At 59.7% G+C, this 12,297-nt stretch carries 15 protein-coding genes; 4 read left to right on the top strand and 11 right to left on the bottom strand.

The window, feature by feature from the left end; translation table 11 throughout:
• Window positions 1–48 precede the first annotated feature (48 nt).
• Window positions 49–372 (top strand): thioredoxin, encoded by a 324-nt coding sequence (gene trxA, locus PYR65_RS01535; protein WP_060640366.1) that lies wholly within the window; start codon window positions 49–51, stop codon window positions 370–372.
• A gap of 60 nt (window positions 373–432) precedes the next feature.
• Here the strand turns inward: trxA and PYR65_RS01540 are convergent, their stop codons facing one another.
• The 6 genes from PYR65_RS01540 to PYR65_RS01565 form a co-directional block, all read right to left on the bottom strand.
• Window positions 433–1,062 carry a GNAT family N-acetyltransferase gene (locus tag PYR65_RS01540; RefSeq protein WP_276119624.1) on the bottom strand — a complete coding sequence of 210 codons (630 nt, stop codon included), beginning with the start codon at window positions 1,060–1,062 and terminating at the stop codon, window positions 433–435.
• Window positions 1,063–1,106: 44 nt separating this feature from the next.
• Complete coding sequence (locus PYR65_RS01545) at window positions 1,107–2,450, bottom strand: bifunctional folylpolyglutamate synthase/dihydrofolate synthase (RefSeq protein ID WP_276119625.1); 1,344 nt, start codon at window positions 2,448–2,450, stop codon at window positions 1,107–1,109.
• 128 nt (window positions 2,451–2,578) lie between these two features.
• Window positions 2,579–3,493, bottom strand: a complete 915-nt coding sequence (gene accD / locus PYR65_RS01550; protein WP_276119626.1) for an acetyl-CoA carboxylase, carboxyltransferase subunit beta — start codon at window positions 3,491–3,493, stop codon at window positions 2,579–2,581.
• A gap of 50 nt (window positions 3,494–3,543) precedes the next feature.
• Window positions 3,544–4,383: a tryptophan synthase subunit alpha gene (gene trpA / locus PYR65_RS01555; RefSeq protein WP_276119627.1), complete on the bottom strand. Its 840-nt coding sequence runs from the start codon at window positions 4,381–4,383 to the stop codon at window positions 3,544–3,546.
• 4 nt (window positions 4,384–4,387) lie between these two features.
• Window positions 4,388–5,608, bottom strand: a complete 1,221-nt coding sequence (gene trpB, locus PYR65_RS01560; RefSeq protein WP_060640315.1) for a tryptophan synthase subunit beta — start codon at window positions 5,606–5,608, stop codon at window positions 4,388–4,390.
• Window positions 5,605–6,285 (bottom strand): phosphoribosylanthranilate isomerase, encoded by a 681-nt coding sequence (locus PYR65_RS01565; protein ID WP_276119628.1) that lies wholly within the window; start codon window positions 6,283–6,285, stop codon window positions 5,605–5,607. Before PYR65_RS01565 ends, trpB begins: the two co-directional genes overlap by 4 nt.
• A 130-nt stretch (window positions 6,286–6,415) precedes the next feature.
• Between PYR65_RS01565 and PYR65_RS01570 the strand changes: the two genes are divergently transcribed.
• The 3 genes from PYR65_RS01570 to PYR65_RS01580 are packed head-to-tail and all read left to right on the top strand — an operon-like array spanning window position 6,416 to window position 7,249.
• Window positions 6,416–6,631: a ribbon-helix-helix protein, CopG family gene (locus PYR65_RS01570; RefSeq protein ID WP_276119629.1), complete on the top strand. Its 216-nt coding sequence runs from the start codon at window positions 6,416–6,418 to the stop codon at window positions 6,629–6,631.
• A complete protein-coding gene (locus PYR65_RS01575) occupies window positions 6,625–6,990 on the top strand; it encodes a type II toxin-antitoxin system VapC family toxin (RefSeq protein WP_276119630.1) in 366 nt (121 codons plus the stop codon). Before PYR65_RS01570 ends, PYR65_RS01575 begins: the two co-directional genes overlap by 7 nt.
• 58 nt (window positions 6,991–7,048) lie before the next feature.
• Window positions 7,049–7,249 (top strand): YqaE/Pmp3 family membrane protein, encoded by a 201-nt coding sequence (locus tag PYR65_RS01580; protein ID WP_276119631.1) that lies wholly within the window; start codon window positions 7,049–7,051, stop codon window positions 7,247–7,249.
• A 35-nt stretch (window positions 7,250–7,284) separates the two neighbouring features.
• Here the strand turns inward: PYR65_RS01580 and PYR65_RS01585 are convergent, their stop codons facing one another.
• The 5 genes from PYR65_RS01585 to PYR65_RS01605 form a co-directional block, all read right to left on the bottom strand.
• Window positions 7,285–8,043, bottom strand: a complete 759-nt coding sequence (locus PYR65_RS01585; RefSeq protein ID WP_276120934.1) for a M48 family metallopeptidase — start codon at window positions 8,041–8,043, stop codon at window positions 7,285–7,287.
• A gap of 120 nt (window positions 8,044–8,163) precedes the next feature.
• Window positions 8,164–8,592, bottom strand: coding sequence for a DUF2852 domain-containing protein (locus tag PYR65_RS01590; protein WP_060640311.1), 429 nt, complete (start codon window positions 8,590–8,592; stop codon window positions 8,164–8,166).
• Between the two features lie 144 nt (window positions 8,593–8,736).
• Complete coding sequence (gene phaZ, locus PYR65_RS01595; protein ID WP_276119632.1) at window positions 8,737–10,011, bottom strand: polyhydroxyalkanoate depolymerase; 1,275 nt, start codon at window positions 10,009–10,011, stop codon at window positions 8,737–8,739.
• A 208-nt stretch (window positions 10,012–10,219) separates the two neighbouring features.
• Entirely contained in the window at window positions 10,220–11,239 is a 1,020-nt protein-coding gene (locus PYR65_RS01600) for a zinc-binding alcohol dehydrogenase family protein (protein WP_276119633.1), read from the bottom strand.
• Window positions 11,240–11,320: 81 nt separating this feature from the next.
• Window positions 11,321–12,295: an ABC transporter permease gene (locus PYR65_RS01605; protein WP_060640309.1), complete on the bottom strand. Its 975-nt coding sequence runs from the start codon at window positions 12,293–12,295 to the stop codon at window positions 11,321–11,323.
• Window positions 12,296–12,297 lie beyond the last annotated feature (2 nt).

The following is a 12,297-nucleotide window of genomic DNA, read 5'->3' on the forward strand; positions in this document are numbered from 1 at the left end:
ATGGACAACCGTTCGAAGAACGCCGATTTCGAAACCAAGGAGCAGCCTATGGCTACCGTAAAAGTCGATACTTCCAATTTTCAGGACGAAGTCCTGAACTCCGTCGAGCCTGTCATCGTGGATTTCTGGGCCGAATGGTGTGGCCCGTGCAAGATGATCGCTCCGAGCCTGGAAGAAATTTCCGTTGAAATGGCCGGCAAGGTCAAGGTTGCCAAGGTCAACATCGACGAGAACCCGGAAATCGCCGCCCAGTATGGCGTGCGTTCCATTCCGACCCTCGCCATGTTCAAGGCCGGCGAAGTTGCCGACATCAAGGTCGGTGCCGCACCGAAGACAGCCCTGACCTCCTGGATTTCCAACGCTGCTGCGTAAGTGAATTCCAGATGGAATCAAAAAAGCCCGGGAGACCGGGCTTTTCTCGTTTCTGCAGGCTCATTTCCCGCTTTGGGCTTTCTCCAGCAAGGGCACATGCGGAGCGGCGGTTTTCGGCAAAAGGCCGATCAGACGCGGATCGTCATGGATCTCGACCATGAGCTTATAGGGCTTGAAGCCCAGGTGCTGATAAAAGCCGAGCGCTGAGGGGTGATCGAAAGTGCAGGTGTGCAGCCAGAACCGCTTGATCGGATGGGCAAAGGCCCTGGCGATCGCCTGGTTCATCAGGAAACGGCCCGTACCCTTGCCGATCGCTTCCTTGACGATGCCGAAATAGACGACCTCGCATTCGCCGGCGGTGCGGAAATCCAGTTCGAGCAGGCCGATATCACGCTCACCGTCGCGCAGTGCGTAGGTTTCCATTAAAGGACTGGCGAGAATGCCGCGCACCTCGTCATCGCCGACGCCCAGCATCGATCCCCATAGCCAGTCCTCACCGACATCGCGAAACAGTCGCCGGTAGATATCGAGGTTCTGCGGACCGAGCCGCACCAGCGTCAGAGGCCGCTCGGCTGCGTTGGCCGCGCCTGTTGGCCGCTCCCGCATTTCCAGAAATGTCACCACATTGGCGACCTTGCCAGCCGGGACAGGGGAATAGCCATCTGGCAGTTCGGGATGATCGTCTTGCATTGATTTTCTCTGTTCAGACATATGAATGGGGCGCTGCAGCGCCGTTATTTCGGCGGCGTGCCGTTATCGGAAAGCACATCGCCCACCAGATAGAGCGAGCCGCCGATCAGGATACGCGGGGCGACGGGATCGTCGTCAAACATGGCCGTGATGGCGGCAAGAGCTTCGGCCACCGTGGACATCGCACCGGCTTCAAAACCTGCTGAAGCCGCATCGTCGGCCAGCACGACCGCATCTATTCCAGCGTCGGAGCCGCGAATCGGCACGGTAAACACCTGTTCGGCCAAGCCCTTGAACGCCTGAAAATAGCCGACCGGGTCTTTTGTATTGATCATGCCGATGATCATGAACAGCGGCCGTGGGTCACGCTCTTCCAGATTGGCCATGGTTTCGGCGATGACCTGGCCGGCGCCCGGATTATGCCCGCCGTCGACCCAGATTTCCGATCCCACTGGTGCCAGACGTGCCAGATTGCCTTCTGTCAGCCGCTGCAGGCGTCCCGGCCATTCGACGGTAACCAGCCCCTTATCGATGACGGCATCGGATATATCGAACCCGGCGGCTTTGACGGCGCGGATCGCGGCGGCAGCATTGGCATATTGATGGCGGCCAGGCAGGCGCGGCACCGGCAGATCGGCAAGGCCAAACTCATCCTGATAGACCAGACGGCCGAACTCCTCATAGGCCATGAAATCCTGGCCATAGACCGAGAGTGGGCATTTCAGCCGTTCGGCAATGGAGATCAGGACGTCGCGCGCGGTATCTTCTTCCTGGTGACCGATGACCACCGGGCAGCCGCGCTTCATGATCCCGGCCTTTTCGGCGGCAATCAGCTCGACGCGATCGCCAAGATAGGCCTGGTGATCGAGCGAGATCGGCATGATGACCGAAACGGCAGGGTTCTTGATGGCATTGGTGGCATCGAAGCGTCCGCCAAGACCAACTTCAATGATGACGGCATCGGCGGGATGCTCGGCAAACAGCACGAAAGTGACGGCCGTCAGGATTTCAAAGACCGTGATCATCTGCCCGGCATTGGCTTCGCCCACGCGGCGCACAGCGTCCGCCAGAACGGCATCGCTAACCAGCGCGCCGCGCCCGCCCTTTTGACCGATGCGGTAACGTTCGTGCCAATTGACCAGATGCGGCGACGTATGGACGTGAACGCTGAGACCGGCAGCCTCCAGGATGGCGCGGGAAAAGGCGGTCACCGAGCCCTTGCCGTTGGTGCCCGCCACATGAATGACAGGCGGCAGCCTATCCTGCGGATTGCCGAGGACATCGAGAAGCCGGGTGATCCGGTCAAGCGAGAGGTCGAAGCCCTTCGGGTGAAGCGCCAGCAGCTTGTCGATTTCCTGCCCGGCCTCGGACACGTGAACCTGCGTCATCACCGCTCCTCCAACTGCCGCTGGAGCTCCGGGCGCTCATGCAAGCGCGCTCAAGACGCGCCAACGGACGTGATTTCATTGCGAACGGGCGACCGGACGGTTCCGGCCACCCCTCATCTTTTTGACGTTCAGGCGCTGGCAGCCATCGGAACAGCGGCGATGGCCGTCGAACCATTCAGCTTGGCGGCATCGACCGGCTTCTTCATCAGGATCTTCAGGACGCGGGCCAGCGTATCGGGAATATCATGACGCTTGATAACCATGTCGATCATGCCGTGTTCCATCAGGTATTCCGAGGTCTGGAACCCTTCCGGCAGCTTCTCGCGAATGGTCTGCTCGATGACGCGCTTGCCGGCAAAGCAGATTTCCGCGCCAGGTTCAGCCAGATGCAGGTCGCCGAGCATGGCATAGGACGCAGTGACGCCTCCGGTTGTCGGGTTTGTCAGCACGACGATATAGGGAAGGCCGGCCTCTTTCAGCATCTGAACCGCAACCGTGGTGCGCGGCAGCTGCATCAGCGACAGGATGCCTTCCTGCATGCGTGCGCCGCCTGACGCGGGGAAGATCACCAGCGGGCATTTTTCAGCAATCGCTTTTTCAAACGCCTTGATGATGCCCTCTCCGGCAGCGATGCCAAGCGAGCCGCCCATGAAGTTGAATTCATGCACGACACCGACCAGCTTGACGCCACGGCAACGGCCGACACCGGCAACGATCGTGTCTTCGAGATCGGTCTTGATGCGGCTGTCGCGCAGGCGATCGACATATTTTTTCGAATCGCGGAATTTCAACGGGTCCTGCGCCACCTTCGGCTGCGGCAGGGCCTCGTAGACGCCATCATCGAACAGGTCCTTCAACCGCGCCTTGGCCGGCATCTTCATGTGGAAGCCGGAGGCGGGGATGACCCATTTGTTTTCCTCGAGATCGCGGTGAAACACCATCTCGCCGGTTTCCGGGCATTTGATCCAGAGATTTTCCGGAACCTCGCGGCGGCCCAGCATCGAATTGATCTTCGGCCGAACGTAATTTGTGATCCAGTTCAAATCCAAACTCCTGAAGTGTCAAAACCGGTCGTGCCCCACAATGTGGGCATTTATTCGGCCGCGGCAAGCTTTGCGGAACGAACGCCGGCTGCAAGGCCACGAACCAGCGTTTCCACGCCCGGTACCGTCGCCCCTGTTGATTTTCCGTCCTCTGTCAGGCTGGACGCCACCTGGTTGACGATGGCCGTGCCGACGACGACACCATCCGCCGATGCGCCGATGGCGCGGGCATGTTCTGCCGTCTTGACCCCGAAGCCGACGCAGACCGGAAGTTTCGTATGGCCCTTGATCCGCTGCACGGCGCCGCCAATGAGCGCGGGATCGGGCAGAGCCGAGCCGGTAATACCGTTCATCGACACATAATAGACGAAACCGGAGGTGTTTTCGAGAACCTTCGGCAAACGCTTGTCGTCTGTGGTCGGCGTCGCCAGGCGAATGAAGTTGATATCCTTCTTCAACGCCGGAATGCACAGCTCGTCATCCATTTCCGGCGGCAGATCGACGACGATCAGGCCATCGATACCGGCTGCCAGGGCATCGTCGAGGAATTGCTCGACGCCATGGATATAGATCGGGTTATAGTAACCCATCAGGACGATCGGCGTGTCCTGGTCGTCCTCGCGGAAGCGGCGGGCGATTTCGAGCGTCTTGATCAGAGTCTGGCCTCCTTTCAGCGCACGCTGTCCGGCAAGCTGGATTGCCAGGCCATCGGCCATCGGATCGGAAAAGGGCATTCCCAGCTCGATAATATCGGACCCTGCCGATGGCAGCGCCTTCATGATCGCCAGCGAGGTTTCGAAATCCGGATCGCCTGCCATGAAATAGGTGACCAGTGCCGGCCGGCCTTCAGTGGCCAGATCGGCAAATCGTTTGTCCATGCGTGCAGTCATGCTGTTACAGCCCCATTCCAAGCAGTTTGCCGACGGTGAAGATATCCTTGTCGCCACGGCCCGACAGGTTCATCAGGATGATTTCATCCTTGCCCATCGTCGGCGCCCGCTTGATCACCTCGGCGATCGCATGGCTCGGCTCCAGCGCCGGAATGATGCCCTCCAGGCGCGTCAAAAGCTGGAAGGCCTCCAGCGCCTCATGGTCCATGATCGGCACGTAATCGACACGGCCGATATCGGCGAGCCAGGAATGTTCGGGGCCGATACCGGGATAATCGAGACCGGCCGAAATCGAGTGGCCCTCCTTGATCTGGCCGTCGCCGTCCTGGAGCAGATAGGTCCGGTTTCCATGCAGAACGCCTGGCGAGCCCGCTGTTATCGACGCGCAATGTTCGTCGCCTTCCAGCCCCTTGCCGCCAGCTTCAACGCCGACGATCTTGACGGTGTCGTCGTCCAGGAACGGGTGGAAGATGCCGATCGCATTCGATCCGCCACCGACGGCGGCAATGACCAGGTCCGGCAAGCGGCCTTCGGCCTCCAGCATCTGCTGCTTGGCTTCGATGCCGATCACCGACTGGAAGTCGCGGACCATTTCAGGATAGGGATGCGGACCGGCAGCGGTGCCGATCAGGTAATAGGTGTCATCGACATTGGTGACCCAGTCGCGCAGGGCCTCGTTCATCGCGTCCTTCAGCGTGCCGGACCCGGCGGTGACCGGCTTGACCTCGGCACCGAGCAGCTTCATGCGGAACACGTTCGGCGCCTGACGCTCGACATCGGTTGCGCCCATATAGACGACGCAGGGAAGACCGAAGCGGGCGGCAACGGTGGCGGAGGCCACGCCATGCTGGCCGGCACCGGTTTCGGCGATGATGCGGGTCTTGCCCATGCGCTTGGCGAGCAGGATCTGGCCGATGCAATTGTTGATCTTGTGTGAGCCGGTATGGTTCAGCTCTTCGCGCTTGAAATAGATCTTAGCGCCGCCCAGATGCTCGGTCAGGCGCTCGGCGAAATAAAGCGGGCTCGGGCGGCCGATATAATGGGCGCCGAGATGCTTCAGTTCCGCCTGGAATTCCGGATCGGTCTTGGCCTTATCCCACTCCGCCTGCAGGTCGAGGATCAGCGGCATCAGGGTTTCGGCGACGAAACGGCCGCCGAAAATGCCGAAGCGGCCATCCTCATCAGGTCCGGTCTTGAACGAATTCAGGTTTGGTGTCTCGTTCACTTGCTTCTCCCTGCCAATGCTTTGGCTCCGGCCGCGTCCGCGCGGGCGACGGCATCGAAAAACTCTTCCATGCGGCCCAGATCCTTGATCCCCGGCGCGCTTTCGACGCCGGAGGACGTGTCGATCGCCTTGGCGCCCGTCAGCGCCAGGGCTTCACCGATATTCTGCGCATTCAAACCACCGGAAAGCATGTAATCCACGCTTTCGTCAAGCGTATCCAGGAGCGTCCAGTCGAAAGAAACGCCATTGCCACCCGGCAGATCCGAGCCTTTTGGCGGCTTGGCATCAAACAGGAAGCGGTCGGCTATTCCTATATAGGGTTCGATCCGCCTGAGATCATCAGCATCGCGAACGGACAATGCCTTAATGACGGGCAATCCGTAGACGGCCTTGACGTTCAAGACCCGCTCGGGGCTCTCGTTCCCATGAAGCTGGAGAATATCCGGGGACAGTGCCGAGACTATCTCATCGAGATCATCATTGTCGGCATCGACGGTAACGGCGACGATCTTGGCCTTGCCGCGAATGCGCTCCGCCAACCGGCCCGCATCGTCGGGCTCGATATTGCGGGGGCTCTTGGGAAAGAAGATGAAACCCGTATAGCCAGCCCCCAGCGCCACGGCCCGATCCACCGCCTCGGCAGTCTTCAGCCCGCAAATTTTAACTTCCGTTTTCATGCACAGCGCACTGACATGAAATGGGGCCGGAGTCGAGCTTAAAACCGACATATCAGGGCTTGCAGGACACTCCGATGACAAGGTAATGTTAAAACGATATCATATATCGATATATGTATGGGACGACGCGTTGAGAACCTTGATCGACATAACCGAGCTTCAAGTTCAAGCACTGGAAGATATTGCCAGGACAGAAAAATTGTCGCGCGCGGCAGTGATACGTGCTGCCATCGATGATTACGTCGAACGCAGGCGGCGCGTCGATATTCAAGATGCTTTCGGGCTCTGGGGCGAAAGCGGAATGGACGGTCTGTCTTATCAAGAGAAAGTGCGCAGCGAATGGTGAAGGCGCTGTTCGATACCAACATCCTGATTGATTATCTCAATGGTATCTCTCAGGCACGCACCGAGTTTGATTTTTATGAGGAAAAGGTCATCAGCATCATTTCATGGATGGAGGTGATGGCCGGTGCGGGCGAAGAGGCTGAGGCGGGAACGCGTGCCTTTCTCAACGGCTTTACCCTGGTCGGGCTGACTGCACCAATTGCCGATCTCGCCGTGACGCTTCGCCGCAAGCGGCGCATCAAGCTTCCGGATGCGATAATAGAGGCCTCGGCACAGGCAAACGGCCTGTTGCTCGTCACCAGAAATATCAAGGATTTTGCAGCCGATTCGCCGTTCGTGCGCGTGCCCTATGCGTTATAGACCCGTTGCAAGGCTCCTAAGGCTTCCTATATCCCAAGCAGACATAACGGAGAGTACCATGCGCCTTCTGCTCGCCATCATCCTGCCCTGGCTTCAGTTTTTTACCATCGGCCGGCCCATTGCGGGTATTATCTGCCTTATTCTGCAGGTGACTCTGGTCGGCTGGATTCCGGCTGCGATCTGGTCGGTCTATGCGCTCAGCCAATACAAAACCGACGAGAAGATCAGGAATGCGCTGGGCAATCAGTACCGGCGTTGAGGCGCTTAACGTCGATGAGCCTTAAGCCCAGGGGCTCAATCGAAGTCGATTGCGTGCAGCATGGTGCCATTGCGCTTGAGCCAGCGCTTGGCATCGTCCATTGCAGGGCAAAGCTCTTCGCACAGGTCCCAGAAATCCGGCCCGTGGTTCATTTCGCGCAAATGCGAAACCTCATGGGCGGCAAGATAATCGATCACCTTTGGCGGCGCCATGACGATGCGCCAGGAAAAGCTCAAGGCGCCATCGGCAGCGCAGGACCCCCAGCGGCTTCGCGTATCCTTGAAACTCAGCGACTTCACCTTGCGGCCAACCATGCGCGCATAGATCGATACCAGGTGTTCCAGGTCCTTGCGCGCTTCCTTCTTCAGGAAATCCGCAATCCGTCGGCGCAGATGCTCCTCGGCACCGCTGACCCGCAAGACCGGTTCGTCATCGACAACAACCGCTTCAGTCAGGCCGCGTAGCTTGCCCGTGCGTTCGATCCGGTGCGCGACACCGCGCAGAAGAATCGTGCCGCCCTCCTCCAACACGCTCTCGCCGGAAAACCGGGCTAGCTTGGTCATCAGCCATCCCTGATGACGATCGAGAAAGGCGTTGATCTCGCGTTCGGGCAATCCGGCCGGAATTGTCATCTTCAAGGCACGGCCACCGGGCTCGATGCGGAGCGTCATCCGCGTTGCCCGCGCATTCTGGCGAATGGTCAGCGGCATGACCTTTCCGGCAACGTCGATCGTCCGCTTCACCGGAGGCGGCGGAGATTTGGGCTGACGCGGCTTTCGAAGCAGGGAGAACATGACTGTCTTGATAACCGATTCGTTTGACGGGCGCATGATCCCGATCAGATGAGACAACATCAAAAAGAAAAACCGGCACCTTTTGGGATGCCGGTTTTGGATGTGTTGCCGATGGCAAGATCAGTTGGCCGGGAAGCCCGGGACCGAGCCGGAACCGCCGGAATTGCGATCGCGCATGAAGCGGTCGAAATCTTCCTGGTCCTTGGCGCGGCGAAGTTCGCGGACATATTCGTCGAAATGTTCACGCATCTCGTCGAGCTTGCGGCGTTCTTCGTCGAGGCGGGACAGTTCGGCATCACGCCAGTCGTCGAAGGCAACATTGCCGGTGCCGAAGTTTGGGCGGCCATAACGCTGGCCCTTGCGCTTGAAGGACGAGAAGAAACCGTCAACGGTGCTGTTGGCGTCCTTCTTGAAGCTCTTCAGCCGTTCGCCGAAAATAATATAGGCAAGCATGGCGAGCCCAAGCGGCCAGAAAATCACGAAACCGAGCACCATCATGGCAATGGTCGCTGGCGTCCAGTCCGGACGGATCAATGCAGATTGGTTCATGTTCAGAAGTCCTCGCTAAAAGTGGGCCTCTCCTTCGGGCCCGCTTATTACGAGATGGGAAGACGCCTGCCGGTCTGCAAGACAATTGTCCGCAAAATCCGGCAAGCGTCTGATATCGATCGATGAAATCGATATGTTTTCCGGTCAGCCCGTCTTGCCGCCCTTGATCACCTGGCGCACCGGCTTGGCGTTGCGGGCATGTTCGCGGTGGAAAGCGGCGATGCGCGGCGCGATTTCGCGGCGGAAACGCGAGCCGTTGAAAACACCGTAATGGCCGACATCCGGCTGCATATAGTGCAGGCGCATGTTCTCCGGGATATTGGTGCAGATCGTCTGTGCGGCCTGCGTCTGGCCGACGCCGGAAATATCGTCGTTCTCGCCTTCCACCGTCAAGAGCGCCACCTTGCGGATCGCCGTCGTATCCACCCGCTGGCCGCGATGCATCATCTCGCCCTTCGGAAGAGCATGCTGCATGAAGACGATCTCGACGGTCTGCAGATAGAATTCCGCGGTCAAATCCATCACCGCCATATATTCATCATAGAAATCGCGGTGCTTTTCGGCGGCGTCGCCATCGTTCTTGACGAGATGCTCGAAGAAATCCTTGGTCGCCGTCAAATGGCGGTCAAGGTTCATCGACATGAAGCCTGAGAGCTGCAGGAAGCCCGGATAGACCGGGCGCATGAAGCCGGCTTGCGGAAAGGGCACCGGCATCACGACATTATCGCGGAACCAACTGAGCGGCTTTTCCTTGGCAAGCTGGTTGACCGCTGTTGGGTTGATGCGCGTGTCGATCGGGCCACCCATCAGCGTCATCGACGACGGCGACAGCGGATCGTCATTGGCTTCCATCAGCGCGACGGCGGCCAGAACCGGCACTGCCGGCTGACAGACGGCGATGACATGCGTGTCGGGGCCGAGGAAATGCAGCATCTGGATGACGTAATCAATGTAGTCATCGAGGTCGAACGTGCCTTCGGTCAAGGGAACCGTACGGGCATCGATCCAATCGGTGATGTAGATATCGGACTGCGGCAGCAGCGCTTCGACGGTGCCGCGCAACAGCGTTGCGTAGTGACCGGACATCGGGGCAACGATCAGCACTTTCGGATCGGAAGCCCTGCCCTTCGGAACAGCGCGTTCGAAATGAATGAGATTGCAAAAGGGCTGACGCCAGACGGTCCGTTCGCGCACCTTGACCGCGTCGCCGTCGATGACCGTTTCGGGCAGTCCGAATTCCGGCTTGCCGTAGCGGCGGGTCGTGCGCTCGAAAACTTCGAGGCCGGCAGCGGCGGCCCTGCCCATATAGGTGTGCGAAATCGGGTTCAGCGGATTGGCATAGGCAAGCCGCATGGCGTCTGCCGCCGCGCGCCAGGGCGCCATCATCGCGTGGTTGAGTTCGTAAAGCTGGTAGAACATCGGCAGCGTTCTCCTTGTTACCGTAAACGACAACGCCGCTCCATCGGGATGCAACTTTGCATTTTGTTTTTCGTGTCCGCAAGCAAGGCCGACACTAGCACCTTTTTTGTGCGACGCAATAAATATGCCGCAAAGCCTCTCTGACAAGGCCTGACAAGCCTGCCACAGAGGCCTTGATAGTCGGTAAAGGGTTTTGATGCCGCCGATGTTAAGCGGAAATCTTGACCACAGCCTTGATCAGCCCGGTCTTTTCAAGCGCCCAGCGCGGTAGGTCGGTGATCACCGCATCCAGCGTGGTGCGGTGCGTGATCAGCGACGAGACCGGCACATGGCCTGCGCGAATGGAGGCTGCCACATGCTCGAAATCCTGCCGCGTCGCATTGCGGCTGCCGACCAGCATCATTTCGCGCTTGTGGAATTCGGGATCGGAGAAGCGGATGTCGTCCTTCACGACGCTGACAAAGACCAGGCAGCCCCCATGCGCGACGAAGGAGAAGGATTTCTCCATCGAGCCGCCGAAGCCGGTTGCATCGAAGACCACGTCGAACCCGTCGCCGCCCGTAGCTGACTGCACAGCCTGAAGCGCGCCGTCTCCCGCCAATATTCCCTCCGCAAAACCAAGCCGTTCGGCCGCCATCTGCAAACGTTCGGCACTGGCGTCGAGCAGCGTTACCTGATGACCGGCAATGCGCGAGAACAGCGCCGTGCCAAGTCCGATCGGTCCGGCACCGATGACGAGCGCCCGTGAGCCGGCCGGCGCCAGCGAACGGCGCACCGCATGGGCGCCAATCGCCAGGAACTCCACCGTTGCCGCAGCCTCCAGCGACAGATCGCCGGCTGGATAGAGATTTTTCTCAGGCACGAGGATTTCCTCGCAAAGCGCGCCGTCCGTGTGCACGCCCAGAACCTTGATTGCCGTGCAGCAGTTCGGCTTGCCCTTCAGGCAGGCACCGCAGGTGCCGCAGGACAGATAGGGATTGACGATGACGGGCGTGCCCGGCGTCAGGGATACGCCTTCGCCGGGCTCGATCACCGTTGCCGAAATTTCGTGGCCCATGACGCGGGGATATTCGAGATAGGGATGCTTGCCCTCGAAGATATGATAGTCGGTGCCGCAGATACCGACATGGCTGACCGCAAGGCGCGCCCAGCCTTTTGGCGGCGAACCCGGCGCCGGTCTGTCGATCATATCCAGGCGCCCGGGCTCCGGGCAGATGGCCGCTTTCATGGCAGGCATTCCTTGCAGTCTCAGGTCACAGATGGATGGTAACGGCAAACGTTGGGATCGAACCGCCGCTTGCCGCAGGGATCAGCGCGAACCGCGGCGGCGCAGCTGGTCGAAATAGACGATGACGATGATCAGCACGCCGGTGATGATGCGCTGCACGAACGCATTGACGTTGAGCAGATTGGCGCCATTGTTGATGGTTGCGAGGATGAAGGCGCCGAGCAGCGGCCCATGCACCGACCCCACCGCGCCAAACAGGCTGGTGCCGCCGATCACCGATGAGGCGATCGCCTGCAACTCCCAGCCCTCGGCCTGCGTGGCGTTGCCGATGCCGATGCGCGAGGCGAGAAGCAGGCCGACAAAGGCAGCACAGGTGGAAGACAGGATATAGGCGAGATAGATCGTGCGATTGACATTGACGCCCGAAAGACGCGCGGCCTCGCTGTTGGAGCCGACGGCAAAGAGATAGCGGCCCCAGCGGCTGAGGTGCAGGAAGATATAGGCCGGGATCGCGACGACGATCACCATCCAGAACAGGCTGGGAATGCCGAGGAAATCGGCGCGCGAGAAATTGGTGAAGGACTCGTCGCTGATCGATATGGTCGAACCGTTGGTTACCAGAAGGCCGATGCCGCGCAGCGAGGTCAGCGTCGCCAGCGTGATGATGAAGGCGGGCAGGCCCATGCGGACGATACCGAAGGCATGGAAGGCGCCGATCGCGACACCGACCAGAAGCGTAATGCCCATGGCCGGCCAGAGCGGCACGCCGTGCTGAAGCAGCCAGGCAACCGTGACACTGGAGAAGCCGACCACGGCGCCGACGGACAGATCGATACCGGCAGTAATGATGACGAAGGTCTGCCCGACCGCAAGGATCGCCGTCATGGCGCCCTGCCGCAGCAGGTTGCTGATATTGTTGGAGGTCCAGAAACTCGTCGTGGAGAGGCCGAGAAGCAGCCAGAGGAACAGCAGGAGCCCGAGCAGCGTCAGGCCGAACAGGATGTTCATGCCCTTCTTCGGCACCGGGGCGGTTTCCGTTGTGGTCTCTACGCTCATGA

The organism is Pararhizobium qamdonense (genome assembly GCF_029277445.1).
GTDB classification, from domain to species: Bacteria; Pseudomonadota; Alphaproteobacteria; order Rhizobiales; family Rhizobiaceae; genus Pararhizobium; species Pararhizobium qamdonense.

Coding starts and splice junctions, on each gene's coding strand:
- trxA (WP_060640366.1), top strand. CDS start 49: ATGGCTACCGTAAAAGTCGATACTTCCAATTTTCAGGACGAAGTCCTG.
- PYR65_RS01540 (WP_276119624.1), bottom strand. CDS start 1,062: ATGCAAGACGATCATCCCGAACTGCCAGATGGCTATTCCCCTGTCCCG.
- PYR65_RS01545 (WP_276119625.1), bottom strand. CDS start 2,450: ATGACGCAGGTTCACGTGTCCGAGGCCGGGCAGGAAATCGACAAGCTG.
- trpA (WP_276119627.1), bottom strand. CDS start 4,383: ATGACTGCACGCATGGACAAACGATTTGCCGATCTGGCCACTGAAGGC.
- PYR65_RS01565 (WP_276119628.1), bottom strand. CDS start 6,285: ATGAAAACGGAAGTTAAAATTTGCGGGCTGAAGACTGCCGAGGCGGTG.
- PYR65_RS01575 (WP_276119630.1), top strand. CDS start 6,625: ATGGTGAAGGCGCTGTTCGATACCAACATCCTGATTGATTATCTCAAT.
- PYR65_RS01580 (WP_276119631.1), top strand. CDS start 7,049: ATGCGCCTTCTGCTCGCCATCATCCTGCCCTGGCTTCAGTTTTTTACC.
- PYR65_RS01585 (WP_276120934.1), bottom strand. CDS start 8,043: ATGTTCTCCCTGCTTCGAAAGCCGCGTCAGCCCAAATCTCCGCCGCCT.
- PYR65_RS01590 (WP_060640311.1), bottom strand. CDS start 8,592: ATGAACCAATCTGCATTGATCCGTCCGGACTGGACGCCAGCGACCATT.
- phaZ (WP_276119632.1), bottom strand. CDS start 10,011: ATGTTCTACCAGCTTTACGAACTCAACCACGCGATGATGGCGCCCTGG.
- PYR65_RS01600 (WP_276119633.1), bottom strand. CDS start 11,239: ATGAAAGCGGCCATCTGCCCGGAGCCCGGGCGCCTGGATATGATCGAC.
- PYR65_RS01605 (WP_060640309.1), bottom strand. CDS start 12,295: ATGAGCGTAGAGACCACAACGGAAACCGCCCCGGTGCCGAAGAAGGGC.